This window comes from Amycolatopsis sp. NPDC089917, from assembly GCF_040684635.1.
GTDB lineage: Bacteria > Actinomycetota > Actinomycetes > Mycobacteriales > Pseudonocardiaceae > Amycolatopsis.
Genome location: NZ_JBFBGL010000045.1, coordinates 33,851 through 50,184, shown reverse-complemented (window position 1 = coordinate 50,184; position 16,334 = coordinate 33,851). Strand labels below are relative to the sequence as shown.

At 69.4% G+C, this 16,334-nt stretch carries 16 protein-coding genes; 10 read left to right on the top strand and 6 right to left on the bottom strand.

Going from position 1 to position 16,334, the window contains the following annotated elements:
• The first annotated feature begins 123 nt into the window (after positions 1-123).
• Genes AB0N89_RS28515 through AB0N89_RS28505 form a run of 3 tightly spaced genes read left to right on the top strand, consistent with a single transcriptional unit; the run spans position 124 to position 3,965 of the window.
• Positions 124-1,623, top strand: coding sequence for an MFS transporter (locus AB0N89_RS28515; protein WP_364210378.1), 1,500 nt, complete (start codon positions 124-126; stop codon positions 1,621-1,623).
• A 36-nt stretch (positions 1,624-1,659) separates the two neighbouring features.
• On the top strand, positions 1,660-3,351 hold the full coding sequence (locus tag AB0N89_RS28510; RefSeq protein WP_364210456.1) for an SDR family oxidoreductase: 1,692 nt from the start codon (positions 1,660-1,662) through the stop codon (positions 3,349-3,351).
• Between the two features lie 23 nt (positions 3,352-3,374).
• Positions 3,375-3,965: a TetR/AcrR family transcriptional regulator gene (locus AB0N89_RS28505; RefSeq protein ID WP_364210375.1), complete on the top strand. Its 591-nt coding sequence runs from the start codon at positions 3,375-3,377 to the stop codon at positions 3,963-3,965.
• A 55-nt stretch (positions 3,966-4,020) separates the two neighbouring features.
• On the opposite strand, the gene AB0N89_RS28500 is transcribed toward AB0N89_RS28505, so the two are convergent.
• Positions 4,021-5,172, bottom strand: a complete 1,152-nt coding sequence (locus AB0N89_RS28500; RefSeq protein ID WP_364210372.1) for a citrate synthase 2 — start codon at positions 5,170-5,172, stop codon at positions 4,021-4,023.
• Between the two features lie 291 nt (positions 5,173-5,463).
• On the opposite strand from AB0N89_RS28500, the gene AB0N89_RS28495 reads away from it, so the two are divergent.
• From AB0N89_RS28495 to AB0N89_RS28470, 6 genes are read left to right on the top strand one after another with little or no spacing between them, the layout of a single operon-like run.
• Positions 5,464-5,766, top strand: a complete 303-nt coding sequence (locus AB0N89_RS28495; RefSeq protein WP_364210369.1) for an urease subunit gamma — start codon at positions 5,464-5,466, stop codon at positions 5,764-5,766.
• A 13-nt stretch (positions 5,767-5,779) separates the two neighbouring features.
• Positions 5,780-6,073 (top strand): urease subunit beta, encoded by a 294-nt coding sequence (locus tag AB0N89_RS28490; protein ID WP_364210366.1) that lies wholly within the window; start codon positions 5,780-5,782, stop codon positions 6,071-6,073.
• Positions 6,073-7,794 (top strand): urease subunit alpha, encoded by a 1,722-nt coding sequence (locus tag AB0N89_RS28485; RefSeq protein ID WP_364210363.1) that lies wholly within the window; start codon positions 6,073-6,075, stop codon positions 7,792-7,794. The genes AB0N89_RS28490 and AB0N89_RS28485 overlap by 1 nt, the downstream gene beginning before the upstream one ends.
• On the top strand, positions 7,794-8,468 hold the full coding sequence (locus AB0N89_RS28480; RefSeq protein WP_364210360.1) for an urease accessory UreF family protein: 675 nt from the start codon (positions 7,794-7,796) through the stop codon (positions 8,466-8,468). Before AB0N89_RS28485 ends, AB0N89_RS28480 begins: the two co-directional genes overlap by 1 nt.
• A complete protein-coding gene (ureG, locus tag AB0N89_RS28475) occupies positions 8,458-9,165 on the top strand; it encodes an urease accessory protein UreG (RefSeq protein WP_364210357.1) in 708 nt (235 codons plus the stop codon). Before AB0N89_RS28480 ends, ureG begins: the two co-directional genes overlap by 11 nt.
• Positions 9,162-9,875, top strand: coding sequence for an urease accessory protein UreD (locus AB0N89_RS28470; protein WP_364210354.1), 714 nt, complete (start codon positions 9,162-9,164; stop codon positions 9,873-9,875). Before ureG ends, AB0N89_RS28470 begins: the two co-directional genes overlap by 4 nt.
• Positions 9,876-10,111: 236 nt before the next feature.
• Here AB0N89_RS28470 and AB0N89_RS28465 read toward each other — a convergent pair whose 3' ends face one another.
• Positions 10,112-11,203, bottom strand: coding sequence for a lipase family protein (locus AB0N89_RS28465; protein WP_364210351.1), 1,092 nt, complete (start codon positions 11,201-11,203; stop codon positions 10,112-10,114).
• Between the two features lie 91 nt (positions 11,204-11,294).
• On the opposite strand from AB0N89_RS28465, the gene AB0N89_RS28460 reads away from it, so the two are divergent.
• Complete coding sequence (locus AB0N89_RS28460) at positions 11,295-11,915, top strand: TetR/AcrR family transcriptional regulator (protein WP_364210348.1); 621 nt, start codon at positions 11,295-11,297, stop codon at positions 11,913-11,915.
• A 341-nt stretch (positions 11,916-12,256) separates the two neighbouring features.
• On the opposite strand, the gene AB0N89_RS28455 is transcribed toward AB0N89_RS28460, so the two are convergent.
• From AB0N89_RS28455 to AB0N89_RS28440, 4 genes are read right to left on the bottom strand one after another with little or no spacing between them, the layout of a single operon-like run.
• Positions 12,257-12,850: an ATP/GTP-binding protein gene (locus tag AB0N89_RS28455; RefSeq protein WP_364210345.1), complete on the bottom strand. Its 594-nt coding sequence runs from the start codon at positions 12,848-12,850 to the stop codon at positions 12,257-12,259.
• Positions 12,828-13,208, bottom strand: coding sequence for a DUF742 domain-containing protein (locus AB0N89_RS28450; RefSeq protein WP_005156033.1), 381 nt, complete (start codon positions 13,206-13,208; stop codon positions 12,828-12,830). Before AB0N89_RS28450 ends, AB0N89_RS28455 begins: the two co-directional genes overlap by 23 nt.
• A gap of 19 nt (positions 13,209-13,227) precedes the next feature.
• Positions 13,228-13,653 (bottom strand): roadblock/LC7 domain-containing protein, encoded by a 426-nt coding sequence (locus tag AB0N89_RS28445; protein ID WP_005156032.1) that lies wholly within the window; start codon positions 13,651-13,653, stop codon positions 13,228-13,230.
• Positions 13,650-16,334: a nitrate- and nitrite sensing domain-containing protein gene (locus AB0N89_RS28440; protein WP_364210340.1), complete on the bottom strand. Its 2,685-nt coding sequence runs from the start codon at positions 16,332-16,334 to the stop codon at positions 13,650-13,652. Before AB0N89_RS28440 ends, AB0N89_RS28445 begins: the two co-directional genes overlap by 4 nt.

The following is a 16,334-nucleotide window of genomic DNA, read 5'->3' as shown; positions in this document are numbered from 1 at the left end:
GTGAGTGGCAAATCGTGTTCTAACCCGAATCGCCACTCACGACCAACCCGACCCACCCGCCAGGCCTCCTTGCTCGCCCGGCCTCTTTAGAATACGGTCGTATCTGAAAACGGGGGTGCCGGGGTGGATGAAGTAACGCATGAGAAGCGGGCAGAGGAGAACCGGCTCGCCGCCGCGCTGACCAAGGGACCGGCGGAGGTTCTCGATTTCCTCCTGCCGTTGTGGGTGGGGAGCCAGCTCGGCGCGTCGGCCGCCGAGGTCGGGGCGCTGACGGCGTTGGAGACGCTGGTGTCGTTTGTGGTCCGGCCGATCGCGGGCTCGCTGGCGGACCGGTTCGACCGGGGCCGGATCGCGGCCATCGGCGCGATCCTCTATGGACTGTCCTTTGTGGTCTACGCGGTGACGCCGGGGATCGGGATCGCCTATGTAGCCGCTGTCCTCGGCGGCGCGGGCGGCGCGCTGTTCTGGGTCGCGTTGCGGGCCCGCGTGGGGGAGGGCCTCGCGAGGGACGACGGCGCCTTCGGCAAGCTGTTCGCGGCCGAGGGTGGCGGCACGTGGATCGCGTTCGTGGTCGCGCTGACCGCGATCGCCTGGATCGACTACCGGGGCGTGTTCTGGCTCGGCGCGGTGGCCTGCGTGGTGGCCGCGGTGGTCCTGCTGAGCGCGAAGTCCGCGCCGGTCCGCGAGGAAGGCGCGCCTCGGCTGCTGCAACTGGGCAAACGGATGCGCCCGATGCTCGCGCTCGTCGCGTTGACCGCGATGGCCGAGGCCGGGGTCGCCCTGCTGCTCCTGATGCATCTGCAACGCGGGCATCAGCTGCAACTCGGCGAGATCGCCGCGGTGTTCATCCCCGGCTTCATCGTGTACAGCCTGCTGCCGGACTACCTGCACGGTTTCGTCCGCAAGGTCGGCCGGACGCGGGTGCTCTCGCTGGCGATGGTGGCGAGCGCGGTCTTCGCCGCCGGTCTGTCCTTCGCGCCGAGCCCGGTGGTGCTCGCGGTCATGTGGGTCCTGTCGGCGGCGGCGTTCGCGGCGGCCATCCCGGTCGAGCAGGCGGTGGTCGCCGAGGCGGCCGGGCTGAGCCTCGGCCGGGCCATGGGGATCTACGAGAGCGCGGCGCTACTCGGAGCGACGGCCGGGGCCTTCCTGGCGGGACGGCTTTACGGTTCGGACGCCGGCTGGCGCGTCGCCTGCTTCGGCGCGGCGGCGCTCTTGATCTTCGGATCGTTCGTGGTTCGTGGCGCCGTCCGGCGTGTCGGAGTTGCGGAGTTTCCCGTGGAACCAGGAAAAACGGCGTCACAAAAGGAAAAACCGGCTACCCGCACGACCGGCGAGAGTCCACAAGGGGCCGAATCGGTGACGGAGGAGGCGAACAAGCGGGCGAACCCGCTCCGGAACTGGGCGATCCATGTCGCGGTCTACGTCCTCGCTCAGGCGGCGCTGGCGATGGCCGGCTACAGCTGGCCCATCGAAGCCTTGTTCGGCGAAGCGCACGAAGCCGCCTGGTACTGGAACTCGAGCGGTCACTGGCTGGTGAACCTCGGCCGCATCTGGACCTTCGTCCTGGTGATCGACACCGTGTGGACCATCGGCCGCGCGATGCTGAAAAAACGGCCTTATTGACAAGTTGTCTAACATGACATCATGTCTCATACGTGGGTGACGGCCAGCGACGGTGTCCGCCTCTCGGTCCGGGTGACCGGCGTCGACGACGCGCCCACGGTGGTGCTCGTCCACGGTTACCCGGACAACGGCTCCATGTGGGACGGCATCGCCGCCCTCCTGGAAAGCCGCTACCGGGTCGTCGTCTACGACGTCCGCGGCGCGGGCCGCTCGGACAAGCCGTCGGGACGCGGGTCCTACAAACTGGACCAGCTGTCCGAGGACCTCGCCGCGGTCGTCGACGAGGTCCAGCCCGAGGGCAAGGTCCACCTGCTCGCACACGACTGGGGCTCCATCCAGACCTGGCATTCGGTCACCGGCGACAGGCTGCGCGGACGGCTCGCGTCGTTCACGTCGATCTCCGGGCCGAGCCTCGATCACGCGGGCGCGTGGTTCCGCGCGCAGGTGCGCCCGAACCCGAAGCGGCTCAAGAACGCGCTCGTCCAGTGGGCGCACTCGACCTACATCCTCGGCTTCCAGCTTCCCCTGATCCCGCAGCTGCTGTGGCGCACCGGGGCGATGGGCGCGCTGATCGGCCGGATGGACCCGGCGGCCGCCGCACCGTCCACTTCGGACGGACTGTTCGGGCTCAACCTCTATCGCGCCAACATGTTCACCCGGCTCTCCCGGCCGAAGCCGCGCAACGCCGAGATCCCGGTGCAGGTGCTCGCGCCCACCGGCGACAAGTTCGTCACCACGCCGCTGCAGACCGAGATCGAGCGCTGGGCGCCGGACCTCCGTGTCCGCCGGATCGTCGGCACGCACTGGGTGGTGCGCGAGAAGCCGCAGGTGATCGCCGACGCGACCGCCGAGCTGATCGACCATGTCGAAGGCGGCGAGGAGAGCCGCGCGCTCAAGCAGGCCCGCGAGGGCGGTTTCGCGCACAAGCTCGTCGTGATCACCGGCGCGGGCAGCGGGATCGGCCGCGCGACGGCGCTCGCGTTCGCGGACCGGGGCGCCGACCTCGTCATCACCGACATCAACGGTTCCGCCGCCGCGGACACCGCGAAACTCCTGCGGGACAAGGGCGTCACCGTCGGCGAGTACACAGTGGACTCCTCCGACGCCGAAGCCGTCGAGAAGTTCGCGCAGCAGGTCAAGGAAGAGTTCGGCGTCCCGGACATCGTCGTCAACAACGCGGGCATCGGCCTGTCCGGCCCGTTCCTCGACACGACGGTCAAGGACTGGGAACGCCTCATCGACGTGAACCTGTGGGGCGTCATCCACGGTTGCCGCGTCTTCGCCGAGCAGATGCGCGAGCGGGCACAGGGCGGCCAGATCGTCAACGTCGCCTCGGCCGCCGCCTACCTGCCGTCGAAGATCCTTTCCGCTTACGCCACCACGAAATCCGCCGTGCTCACCCTGAGCGTGTGCCTGCGGGCGGAGCTCGCCGCCGAGAACATCGGCGTGACCGCGATCTGCCCCGGCATCGTGAACACCAACATCACCAGCACCACCCGGTTCGTCGGCGTCGACGACGTCGAGCAGAAGCGGCGCCAGAAATCGAGCAGCAAGCTGTACGCGAAACGCGGCTTCGGCCCGGAGAAGGTCGCCCGCGACATCCTGCGCGCGGTCGAGAAGGACAAAGCGATCCAGCCGTCGACCCCGGAGGCCAAGGCCGCGCTGGTGCTTTCCCGGCTCACCCCCGGACTGCTGCGGGCCGCGGCGAAACTGGACGTCACCCCGTGACCTCCGCCAGACGCCCTCGCCGGATGTCGCCTCAGGCGCGCCGGGAGGACCTGATCCGCGCCGCGCTGGACCTGTTCGGCTCTCGCGCGCCCGAACTCGTGACGGTGGACGACATCATCGCCCGCGCCGAGGTCTCGCGGCCGCTGTTCTACCGGTACTTCTCGAGCCTGCGGGAACTGCAGGTCGAGGCGCTGAAGACGGTCACCGAGGGGCTCATCGACGGTCTGGCCGGACTGGAGGAGGGCCCGCCCGAAACTCGGCTGCGGGCCGCTGTCCGCGGGCTGATCGACGTCGCCGACCACTATCGCGCGGGATACGTCGCGCTGCTGCGCAGCGGTTCGGTGATCGCGACGTCGGAGACGGACGCGGCGATCGACGAGGTCCGCAACCGCGCCGTCGAGCTCATCCTCGGCGCGCTGGCGGTGTCAGAGCCCTCGCCGATGCTGCTGCTGACGTTGCGGTGCTGGACCGCCGTGGTCGAAGGCGCGCTGCTGAGCTGGCTGCAGGAGCGCGCCGTGCCGCGCGAGGAACTCGACGGCTGGCTGGTCGACCAGCTGACGGCCATGCTCTCGGCGACCGCGCGACACGATTCCTCGGTCCCGCAGATGTCATGAAAGGGTCGTTCAAGACAAAATATGTCTTGAACGACCCTTTCATGACATGCGTCGGCTAAGCCTGCTTCGCGACCAGGTCCCAGCCTTCGACGTCCTCCGGCTTGCGCGGCTCCGGTCCGACGTACTTGGCCGACGGCCGCACGAGGCGCCCGGTCTTCTTCTGCTCCAGGATGTGCGCGGCCCAGCCGGCGGTGCGCGCCGAGCTGAACATCGCGGGCATCATGTGCGGCGGAACCTGGGCGAAGTCCAGGATCACGGCCGCCCAGAACTCGACGTTGGTCTCGATCGGGTGGTCCGGTCGCCGCTCGCGCAGCTCCTTCAGCGCCACCTGCTCCAGCTCCGCGGCCGCCTCGTAGCGCGACGCGCCGAGCTCCTGGCAGGTGCGGCGCAGCACGCGCGCCCGCGGGTCCTCCGCGCGGTACACGCGGTGCCCGAAGCCCATCATCCGTTCCTTGCGGTCCAGGATGCCCTTGACCAGGCCGACCGCGTCACCGGTCTTCTCGACCTCTTCGATCATCGGCAGCACCCGCGCCGGCGCGCCGCCGTGCAGCGGGCCGGACATGGCGCCGATCGCGCCGGACAGCGCCGCGGCGACGTCGGCGCCGGTCGAGGCGATGACCCGGGCGGTGAAGGTCGAGGCGTTGAGACCGTGCTCGGCGGCCGAAACCCAGTAGGCGTCGATGGCCTTGACGTGGGCGGGGTCGGGCTCGCCGCGCCAGCGGACCATGAACCGTTCGGTGATCGAGCGCGCCTCGTCGACCCGGGTCTGGGGGACGGCGGGCTGCCCGATGCCGCGCGCGGACTGGGCGACGTACGAAAGCGCCATCACCGAAGCGCGGGCCAGCTGGTCGCGGGCCTCCTCGTCGCTGATGTCGAGCAGCGGCCGGTAACCCCAGATGGGGGCGAGCATGGCCAGCGCGGCCTGGACGTCCACCCGGACGTCACCGGTGTGCACCGGAAGCGGGAACGGCTCGGCGGGCGGTAGCCCGTGCCCGAACCGGCTGTCGACGAGAAGACCCCAGACGTCACCGAAGGTCACCTTGCCGGCGAGATCCTCGATGTCGACACCGCGATAGCGCAGCGCGCCACCGTCACGGTCGGGCTCGGCGATTTCGGTCTTGAAGGCGACCACGCCTTCGAGACCCGGTCGGAAACCGTCGTCGACCTGGTCGGACGGCTGATTCGTGCTGATCGTGGAGGTACTCACTGTGGTGAAACCTTTCGATGCGCATTCCCCGGCTTTGTGTTCATGCGTGGACGGGACATACGCGGCGAAGGCGCGCCTCATCGCACGGATGGACAAACTTTGCTCCACGTCGGGGCCAGGGGCAATCGAAAGATGTGGTGCTTTCGGTCACGATTACGAGAACGATTCAGTGAAAACGGCCTTCGTACGCGAAGAGTTACGGTGACGTTCACTTTGCGTGTACCGGTCGCCGAGGTAAATCCTGTGTTGCGAGAACCGGCGCCGGGCGGTTTCCGGTGATACACCTTTCTCATGCACCTGAGCCCCCAGGAGCGGGACAAACTGCTCATCCACGTCGCCGCGGACGTAGCTCGCAAACGCCTGGAACGCGGGGTCCTGCTGAACTACCCCGAGGCGGTCGCGTTGATCACCGACCACGTCCTCGAAGGCGCCCGCGACGGCCGGACGGTGAGCGAACTCGTCGCGAGCGGGCGGTCGGTCCTGGCGCGGGCGCAGGTGCTGGACGGAGTCCCGGAAATGGTCGACTCCGTGCAGGTCGAGGCTACTTTCCCCGACGGCACGAAGCTCGTCACCGTGCACGACCCGATCGTCTAGAAAGGGCCCGCGAGTGCGACCAGGAGAGATCATCACCGGCGACGGACCGGTCGAATTGAACCCCGGCAGGCCGCGCGTCCGGCTGCTCGTGCGGAACCTCGGCGACCGGCCCGTCCAGGTCGGCTCGCACTACCATTTCGCGGCCGTCAATCCCGGACTCGAATTCGACCGCGAGGCCGCGCGAGGACATCGGCTCGACGTTCCCGCGGGAACTTCGGTGCGTTTCGAACCGGGCGTCGAACGCGAAGTCGACCTCGTCCCGCTGGCCGGGAACCGCGCGGTGCCCGGATTGCGCAAGGAGTCCTGATGCCGTCGATCGATCGCGAGCGCTACGCCGAACTCTTCGGTCCGACGACAGGCGACAGAATCCGTCTCGCGGACACGGACCTCCTCATCGAAGTCACCGAAGACCGCAGCATGGGGCCGTCCGGCAGCGGCGACGAGGTGCTGTTCGGCGGCGGCAAGGTGATCCGCGAATCCATGGGCCAGGGCATGGCGACCCGGGCCGAAGGCGCGCCCGACCTGATCATCACCGGCGTGGTGATCCTGGACCACTGGGGGATCGTCAAGGCCGACGTCGGGGTCCGCGACGGCCGGATCGTCGGCATCGGCAAGGCGGGGAACCCGGACACGATGGACGGCGTGGACCCGGCGCTGGTCGTCGGCCCGTCCACGGAGGTGTTGTCCGGCAACGGGAAGATCCTGACCGCGGGCGGTATCGACTGCCACGTCCACTTCATCTGCCCGCAGCTGACCGACACCGCCTTGGCGGCCGGATTGACGACGCTGGTCGGCGGCGGGACCGGGCCCGTCGAGGGCAGCAAGGCCACCACCGTCACGCCCGGCGCGTGGAACCTCGGCCGGATGCTGCGGGCGATGGACGGTCAGCCGGTCAACGTCCTGTTGCTGGGCAAGGGGAACACCGTCCGGCACGAGGCGCTGCGCGAACAGCTCGCCGCCGGCGCGGGCGGGTTCAAACTGCACGAGGACTGGGGCAGCACCCCGGCCGCGATCGACGCCTGCCTCACCGTGGCCGACGAATCGGGGGTCCAGGTGGCGATCCACACCGACACGCTGAACGAGGCCGGGTTCCTGGAGTCCACTGTGGACGCCATCGGGGGCCGTTCGATCAACGCGTACCACACCGAAGGCGCCGGAGGCGGGCACGCGCCGGACATCATCCAGGTCGCCGGGCTGCCCAACATCCTGCCGTCGTCGACGAACCCGACGCGCCCGCACACCGCGAACACCCTCGACGAGCATCTCGACATGCTCGTCGTCTGCCACCACCTGAACCCGTCCGTGCCCGAGGATCTGGCGTTCGCCGAAAGCCGGATCCGGCCGACGACCATCGCCGCCGAAGACGTCCTGCACGATCTCGGCGCGATCTCCATGATGAGCTCGGATTCGCAGGCGATGGGCCGGATCGGCGAGGTGATCATCCGGACCTGGCAGACCGCGCACGTGATGAAACGACGGCGCGGCGCGCTGCCGGGCGACGGAGCCGCCGACAACCTGCGGGCACGTCGCTATGTCGCCAAATACACCATCAACCCCGCGATCGCGCACGGAATGGACCGCGAGATCGGCTCGGTGGAGGTCGGGAAACTCGCGGATCTCGTGCTGTGGGAACCGAAGTTCTTCGGTGTCCGGCCGCATGTCGTGCTCAAGGGCGGTTTCCCGGCATGGGCGGCGATGGGCGACGCGAACGCGTCCATCCCGACGCCGCAACCGGTGCTGGCGCGGCCGATGTTCGGCGCCGACCCGGGGGTCGCGGCCGCGAGCAGCTTCCATTTCGTCGCGCCGGAGGCGATGGAAAGCGGTTTGCCGGAACGGTTCGGCATCGCGCGCGAACTCGTGCCGATCGCGAACACCCGCTCCCGCGGCAAGGCGGACATGGTGCTCAACGACGCCACCCCGGACATCCGGGTGGAGCCGGACAGCTTCGCCGTGCACGTCGACGGCGAGCTGATCGAACCGAAACCGGTCACGGAACTGCCGATGGCGCAAAGGTACTTCCTTTTCTGATGGACCTCGCCGCGCTCATCCTCGCCGACTCCCGGTTCCCCGGCGGCGGTCACGTCCATTCCGGCGGACTCGAAGAGGCCGTCACCCGGAAGCTGATCACGCACGAACGTGACCTGCCGGGATTCCTTTCCGGGCGCCTGCGCACGGCGGGCGCGCTGGCGGCGGTGTTCGCCGCGGCGTCGGCGCACGCGGCCGCCCGAGGAGTCCGAAGTGGACACTGGCGGCGGCTCGACCTGGAACTCGACGCCAGGACGCCGTCGCTCGCGCAGCGGGAGGCGTCCCGTGCACAAGGGCGGGGGACGGCGAGGGCGGGCAAGGCGGCGTGGCCGTCGCCCGTGCTTTCTCAGCTGCTGCAGGAAACCCCGCGACCGCATCACCCCGTGGTGGTCGGCGCGCTGACCGGAAAGCCCTTCGACGCGGCGATGGCGGTCGCGTACCTGGCGATCAGCGGTCCGGCGAGCGCGGCGGTGCGGCTGCTCGGTCTCGACCCGTTCGCCGTCAACGCCGTCGTGGCCAGGCTCGCGAAAGAAGTCCGGGAGGTTTCCCTGCGCGCGGCCGAGGTCGCGGGGGACGACCCGGCGGAACTCCCGGCGCCGGGGTCTCCGGCGCTCGATCTGTTCGCCGAGGCACACGCCCGGCACCACAAGGAAGAGGTGCGTCTCTTTGCCAGCTGAGCATGGCCACGGCCACGGTCACGTCCACCCCGTCAACTTCGACCCGACCGCCGCGGAACCCGATCATTTCGACCAGGCGCCGACCTCGGGCCGCGCGTACCGGATCGGCATCGGCGGTCCGGTGGGCAGCGGGAAGACCGCGCTCACCGCGGCGCTGTGCCGGGCGCTCGGCGACGAGGTGAACCTCGCCGTCGTCACCAACGACATCTACACCACCGAGGACGCGGACTTCCTGCGCAAGGCCGGGGTACTCGACCCGGAACGGATCGAGGCCGTGCAGACCGGCGCCTGCCCGCATACCGCGATCCGCGACGACATCACCGCGAACCTCGACGCCGTCGAACGGCTGGAGGAACGCTTCCCCGGGCTGGACCTGGTGATCATCGAAAGCGGCGGGGACAACCTCACCGCGGTGTTCAGCCGGGGGCTGGCCGACAGCCAGGTGTTCGTGGTCGACGTCGCCGGCGGCGACAAGGTGCCGCGCAAGGGCGGGCCGGGCGTGACGACGGCGGATCTGCTGGTGATCAACAAGATCGACATCGCGCATCTGGTCGGCGCCGACATGGACGTGATGACCTCGGACGCGCATCGGATGCGCGGCGAGCTCCCGGTGATCACGCAGTCTCTTGTGGACACTCCGAACGCTCCGGCGGTCGCGGACTGGGTCCGCTCACTGCTCCCGGTCACCGCGGGGTGAAGGCGCACGCGCGGCTGACCGCCCGCTTCGAGGGCGGCCGGACCGTTCTGCGTGAGCTGCGCTCGATGGCGCCGCTCACGCTGCTCCCCAAACGGGGCACCGGTGCGACGGCGGTGGTGCACCTGGTCAACTCGGCGACGTCACCGTTGGGCGGTGACGAGCTGGAACTGACCATCCGCGTCGGTCCCGGTGCCTCGCTGCGGCTTTCCGGGGTGGCGGCGACCATCGCGCTCCCCGGGTTGCGCGGCGAGGGCAGTTCGTCCTTTGTGGACATCGCCGTGGACGCGGGCGGCTCGCTGGAGTACCTGCCGGAGCCGACCGTCGTGACCGCCAGGGCCCGGCACTCCGCCGTGCTCCGGGCGGCTTTGGCGGAGGGCGCGTTCTTGCACACGCGGGAGGTGCTCGTGCTCGGCCGGGCGGGTGAGCGACCGGGATCCTTGGTGACCACGCAGCACGTGACGCGCGGCGAAGTCCCCGTGCTCCGGCAGACGCTGGAGATCGGGGACTCCACTTTGGACTCCAGCCTCGCGCATCTGGCCGGGCGGCGGGTGCTGGCGACCGATCTGGTGGTGGGTGGCCCTTCGGTTCCTGAAGCCTCCGGTGAGTGGTGGTCGCGCACGTCACTGGCTGCCGGTGGTGCGCTCACGACCTCGCTCGCGCCCGATGCCGTGACCGCGCTCCGGGTGTTCGACGGCCCTCGCGCCGATTGATTTCGTCGGCTTTCGGGCGGCAGATGGACGACACACGTGATCCGATGGACGCCGCGCAGGCGGATCGGGCCTCGGTCGTGTCGTCCCTCCAAGCACATGTGTCGTCCATCTGATCACGCGTGTCGTCCCTCTGGTCACGTGTGCCGACCTCTCGCGATGTGGCGGAAAGCGACTTTCGCAACCTTCAAGGTCGCGAAAGTCGCCTTCGCGTCATCGCGGGTGGCGTGCCCCGGTCGCTAGAACTTGGTGCCCAGCCAGGTCATCGCGACCGGGCCGCCCGCGGAGACGCCGCCGATGTGTTCCAGCAGCGGGAACTCCTGCCAGGTGACGTCGGCGCCGAGGGCGCGGTAGCGGTCGCGCAGGCCCTTGCCGACCGAAAGCGGGATCAGCTCGTCCAGCGAGGCGTGGTACAGGTAGACCGGCGCGCCCGGTTTGGTCTTGCCCGCCAGGTTCTCGCCGAGCCGGGCCTGCCAGCGCGGGTCGGACGAAACGTTCGGCACGGTCGTGAAGTCGTTGAGCCGCGCGAAAGGCGCCGCCGCGCCGAGTTCGACTGTGCACGCTTCCTTGACCTTCGCGACGGCCTTCTCGCCTTTGGCGTTGAGCACGTCGTTGAACGGCAGTTCCGGGTACGCGGTCGCGTAGCCGACGGCGGCGCCGAGCACCAAGCCGAACGCCGGTCCGCCGTCGTTGAACTTCAGGACCGCGTTCAGATCCGCCGGGACCCCGCCTTCCGCGACGCCGACCAGGTTGACGTCCGGAGCATAAGAAGGCTGCAGTTCGCCGGCGAACGCCGCGGCCTGACCTCCTTGGGAGTAGCCGAAAACGCCGACCGGACCGGACTTCGACAGCCCGGCCTCGGGAACCCGGGAGGCGGCGCGGGCGGCGTCGAGGACGGCCCGGCCTTCCGACTGGCCGACGGCGTAGGTGTGCGTGCCTGGGGTGCCGAGGCCCTCGTAGTCGGTCACGACGACCGCCCAGCCGCGCGAAAGCGCTTGGCTCATCAGGAGGACTTCGTTCTCGGATCCGTTCGTCAGCCGGGCCGAGGGCGCGCAGCGGTCGCCGAGGCCATGGGTGCCGACGGCGTAGCTGACCAGCGGACGCGGCCCCTTCGTCCACGGCGTGGGCGGGACCAGCAGCATGCCCGACACCGTGTTGGGCTTCCCGGTGGCGGAAGTGGAGCGGTAGGTGAGTTTCCACGCCTTCGCCGGAGCGGTGGCGGCGACCGGTTTGTAGTCGACCAGATCGCCGGGCGCGCTCGGCGCGGCTTGCGCGGCGGGCGCGCCGATCAGGGTGGCTGCGAGGGCTGAGACCAGAACTGTCCGAAGCACCGTTGCCTCCAGTTTGGTAATCGAGATTTTCGCAATGTAGGCGCTGTTGGTAGCATCTGGCAATCCCTGTTACCGAATCGGGGGAGGTCGAGTGGCCCGCACGTACGGCGGGGTCGCCCCGGAGCAGCGGCGCGCCGAACGGCGTGAACGCCTGCTCCTGGCGGCCCTGGACCTGTTCACCTCGACGGGCTACCGGCAGGCGAAGATCACCGAGTTGTGCACCCGCGCGGGCGTCTCCACGCGGAACTTCTACGAGGAGTTCGAGAGCAAGGAGAAGGTGCTGCTGACCCTGCACGAGCGCATCAACGCCCTCGCGCTGGAGCACGTCACAGGCACGCTGGAACGGCTGGGGGACGCCGACGCGGTCACCCGGATCGGGACGCTGCTGGACGTCTTCGTCGGCACGGTGACCTCGGATCCGCGGATGCCGCGGCTGAATTACGTCGAGGCGGTCGGCGTCAGCGCCGCTTTGGAGGCGCAGCACCAGGAATGGGTCGACCGGTGGGCCGCGTTCATCGAAGCCGAGGCCCGGCACGCCGCCGCGCACGACGTGGCGCCGGACCGCGACTATCACCTGACGGCGATCGCGCTCGTCGGCGCGGCGACCGGGCTGCTGCGCGAGTGGCAGGCGCACACCCCGCCGCTGCCGGTCGCCGACGTCGCCGCCGAACTCCGGGCCCTGATGCTCGCCGCGATCACACGGCCGGTCTGACCTCCGCCGGATGTCATGAAAGGGTCGTTCCTGACGAAAAACGTCAGGAACGACCCTTTCATGACACTTGTCGAGGGGGAGGGCAAAGGTGTCGGCCAGCGAGGCGGGTGGTGTCACTCAGGGTGAGAAGTGTGTGGAAATAGGGACGTTGAACGTCCCTATTTCCACACACCCTCCCTGTCCGATCGTCGTGACCGGTCCGGTCACGACGGGACTGTGTGGATTTCCGCTCATCCGGCGCACCGAAATCCACACAGTCGGCATCGCGGGCCCGGCGTCGCGCGGAGTCACCGACACCGTCCACGAACACGCGAGGTTGCCTTACCCTCGACAAGACCGCGTCAGGAAGCGGCGGAGGCCCGCCGGAAGGTGTTGTGCAGCACCGCGAGCAGCGCGTCCCGCACCGAGAGCCGCTGCCGCGCGTCGAACGTGATCAGCGGGACGTCCTCGCTCACCGCGAGCGCCCAGCGCACGTCTTCGAGGTCGTGCTTGAGGGAGCCGTCGAAGACGTTCACCCCGACCACGAACGGCAGCCCGGCCTTCTCGAAGTAGTCGACCGCCGGGTAGCAGTCGTCGAGCCGCCGGGTGTCGACGATGACGAGCGCTCCCAGCGCTCCCAGCACGAGGTCGTGCCACATGAACCCGAACCGGTCCTGCCCCGGGGTGCCGAAGAGGTACAGCTTCACCTCTTCGTCGATGGTGATGCAGCCGAAGTCCAGCGCCACCGTGGTGGTGGTCTTCGACGGCACCTCCCCGCCCGTACCGTCCACGGCCGCGCCCGCCGAGGTCATGGCGGCCTCGGTGGTGAGCGGTTTGATCTCCGAAATCGCGCCGACGGTGGTCGTCTTGCCGACCCCGAACCCGCCGGCGATGACGATCTTGACCGGTGTCGGCGGCTTGGCCGACGCCGGTTCAGCGAATTGCTTCGAGTCCACGAATGACCCTTTCGATCATGCCGAGGTCCTGGGTGAAGGCTCCGGCCGGGCGACGCAGCACGACGTAACCGAGCGCGGCGAGATCCGCCACGAGCACCCGGGCCACGCCGATGTGCAGGCCGAGCATCGCCGCCACTTCGGCGACGGATTTCGTTTCCCGGCAAAGGGAAACGATCTCCCGTCGTTCGAAGGTCAGCCTCGCCTGTGACGCGGCGCCGAGCCTGCTCGTGAGCACCTGTGCCTCGATTTCGAGCGTGCCGTCCACCGGCTGCGCGCGGCCGGCGGTGAGCAGATACGGGCGCAGCGGTGAGATGCCCTGTTCGGCGCCTCTCGGCTGAGGTACCTGATCGTCGCTCATTCCCTTTTCCCCTCGTCAGTTAGCTGCCGACGCTCTTCTTGAGTTCCTCGATCAGCGCGGGGGTGAGCACCTCGGTGGCCCGGTTGGCGAACATCGCCATCTCGTAGGCGATCGTGCCGAGGCTGGCCTGCTTGGTGGCGAGCACGCCGAGGGAGCAGCCGATGCTGATCGTGCAGACCAGCAGGTAACCCTGCTCCAGTTCGATGATGATCTTGTCGGGGGACCCGAGCGGGTGGCTCTCGGAGACGCCGTGCGCCAGTCCGAGCATCGCCGAGCAGATCGCGGCCAGCCGGTCGGCGTTGGCGCGTTCCAGCTCGGACGACATCGCGATCAGCAGGCCGTCGGCCGAGACGGCGATCGCGCCCATCGCGCTCGCCGTGTTCTGTGCGAAGCGCGTCACCAACCAGTTGAAGTTCCGGGCTTCGACGCTGACTCCGGTCGTCATCTCTTGCTCTTCTCTCTCTGTTGCATCTCCGGGTTGACGGCTTTCTCCAACCCGTCACTGAAGGCGTCGAACGCGGCACGCTCGGCCTCGGGGTCACGCATGCCCTTGGGCTTGGTGGTGTTCAGGGCCGCCCGCGCGGTCTGGTGTCGCGCGGCCGGTCCTTTCGCCAGCCCCGGCGCCAGCTGGGCGCCGGGGACCCGCCGGGTGAGACCGCCGCGCGAGGCGGCGGGCACCGGTGTCGGGGTCGGCATGGGCATCGGGGTGCCCGCCGGCGGGCTCACCGGGGGCGGAGGTGCTTGTGGTGGTACAGGTTCCTCGGCCGGCGCGGTGGCCTTCGCGAGTCCGGCCTCGAACCCGTCGAAGGCCGCTTTGGCCGCTTCTGGATCATGCCGGGACTTCTGTCGCGACGGCGCGTCGGGGGCACCCGGGAGCTGCGCGCCCTTGACCCGCCGCCGCAATCCGCCGCGGGTCTCCCCGGAATCGGCGGTCAGCGCCGGCTTGGGGGCTTCGTACGCGGGCACCGGCGTGAGCGAGGGCGCGGGCGGCGGTGTGGGTTCCGACATCGGCTCCGGGATCTCCCCGTCGGTCTTGCGGAACCAGCGGAAATCCCGGGGAGGCAGACCGTCGCGCGGGATCATCCCGGCGATCGCCAGCGTCGGCGGCTCGTCCCGCTTCTTCGGCTGCGGCCGCGGCTGCGACCGAGGCGGTTGCGGATCGGGTTCGTCGCCCGGTTCCACCGTCGGCCACGCCGGCGGCGCCGGGACGGACTTCGGCAAGGGCGCCCGGTAGGTCAGCAGATCCGACGGGACGATGATCCGTGCGGTGATGCCCGCGCCCGGTTCGGTCTCGATCAGTTCGACCTTGAGCCCGTGCCGCCGCGCGAGCCGTCCGACCACGAACAGCCCGAGCACACTGGTGGGCGCGAGTTCGAGCCGTTCGCGTTCGACCAGCCGCCGGTTCTCCTCGGCGAGCTTTTCGGCGGTCATGCCGATGCCCTGGTCCACGATGACGATCAGGCAGGAGCCGTCGGGCAGGATCTTCGTGCCGACGTCCACAAAGGACTCCGGCGGGGAGAACGACGTCGCGTTCTCCAGCAGCTCGGCGAAGATCAGCACCAGATCCGAACCGAACGGCGAGGACAGCAGGACGTCGCCCATCGAACCGAGCCGGACCCGCTGGTAGTCCTCGATCTCCGCGAGCGCCGAACGCAGCGCCGTCGACAGCTCGATCGGCCCGGAAATCCTCGCCTCGTCGCGGTTTCCCGAGACGACGAGGAGGTTGTCCGCGTTCCGGCGCAGACGGGTGGAGAGGTGGTCGAGCCGGTAGAGGCTCGCCAGCAGCGCGACGTCCTGTTCGTTGCGCTCCAGTTCGTCGACCAGCGCCAGCTGCCTGCCCACCAGGTTCTGCGTCCGCTTCGCGACGTTGGCGAACATGAGGCCGACGTTGCGCCGCGTGACGGCCTGCCGTTCCACCAGTTCGGCCGCGGTGGCCTGCACCCGGTTGAACGCCTCGGCCAGCTTGCCGAGTTCGTCCTGGGAGGACACGTCGATGGTGGCCAGCCGCGGCGCGAGTTCTTCGGCCTGTTCGGTGTCGGTGACGCGGACCAGTTCGGTGCTCGCGAGGTCCGCGACCGACGTCGCCGCCGTGGTCAGCTTCCGCAGCGGATCCGCGATCGACCGGCTGACCGCGATCGCGAGACCGCCGACCAGCAGGAACAGCACGCCGGCGCCGAGACCGATGGTCCACGCCAGGTTCTGCGCGGCGTCCGCACGCGCGGTCGCGGTGTCGGTGATGCCGGTGGTGACCGCGTCCTGCGCGAGCCGTCGCTGATTCGACTGCGCGTCGACGGCGCCGAGGATGTCGGGCAGCAGGTTCTGCACCGCCTGCGGGCCGCGGGTTTCCGCGATCTTGCCTTCCAGCGAGTCGACCCGGCGGCCCGTCTCGCCCTGTTCGACCGCGACGACCTGCGTGGCCTGGGTGACGTCGGCCTGCTGCACGAACCGTTCGAGGAACAGCGACGACTGCTGTTTCGCGTCGTCCAGCACCGGCTGCCCGGAGTCGGGGGTGACCAGCACGATGATCAAAGCCATGCCGCGCAACGAGTTCTCCTCGTTCGCGCGCAGCAGCGCGTCGAGCGCGGTCAGCTGCCGGGTGCCCTCCGCGTCACTGGTCTGCTGCGGGACCAGGCGGAGCGAGTTGATGATCGAGTCGATCACCGCGTGATACGTCCGCGCCACGCTGTCGAGCGAAGCGCCGCGCCGCAGCGCGTTTTCCCGGATCTCGCTCAGCGACCCGATCCGCACCAGGGCGGCCGCGAGTTCCTCGGGCGCGTCCTCGGGCAGTTGCGCGCGTACCTGGTTCACCGTGTCCGCGACGACGCCCTGCTGCTTCAGCATCGCCGAACTGCTCGCCGACGACGACGCGATGTAGTGCGCGGTGAGCAGGCGCTCCCGTTGCAGTTCCCAGGCGAGCGTGCCGAGCGCGCGGGCCTGCGACGCGACGTCGGCGGTGGTGCGGGCGGACCGCGCGTCGTCGACTTCACCGGCGACGTAAGGCACCGACACCAGGACCACGGCGGTCAGCGGCAGCATCAGGAGCAGGTTGAGCTTGCCCCGGATGCCGAGTCTGCCGAGCAACCCGGAACGCGCGGTGCGTTCCGGCCGGGTCTTCCCGTGCCTCAT

Bases quoted from the DNA above. Each gene is read 5' to 3' on its own strand.
- AB0N89_RS28450 (WP_005156033.1), bottom strand. From the start codon at position 13,208: ATGAGCGACGATCAGGTACCTCAGCCGAGAGGCGCCGAACAGGGCATC.
- AB0N89_RS28495 (WP_364210369.1), top strand. From the start codon at position 5,464: ATGCACCTGAGCCCCCAGGAGCGGGACAAACTGCTCATCCACGTCGCC.
- AB0N89_RS28505 (WP_364210375.1), top strand. From the start codon at position 3,375: ATGTCGCCTCAGGCGCGCCGGGAGGACCTGATCCGCGCCGCGCTGGAC.
- AB0N89_RS28445 (WP_005156032.1), bottom strand. From the start codon at position 13,653: ATGACGACCGGAGTCAGCGTCGAAGCCCGGAACTTCAACTGGTTGGTG.
- AB0N89_RS28480 (WP_364210360.1), top strand. From the start codon at position 7,794: ATGGACCTCGCCGCGCTCATCCTCGCCGACTCCCGGTTCCCCGGCGGC.
- AB0N89_RS28485 (WP_364210363.1), top strand. From the start codon at position 6,073: ATGCCGTCGATCGATCGCGAGCGCTACGCCGAACTCTTCGGTCCGACG.
- AB0N89_RS28440 (WP_364210340.1), bottom strand. From the start codon at position 16,334: ATGAGGCACGGGAAGACCCGGCCGGAACGCACCGCGCGTTCCGGGTTG.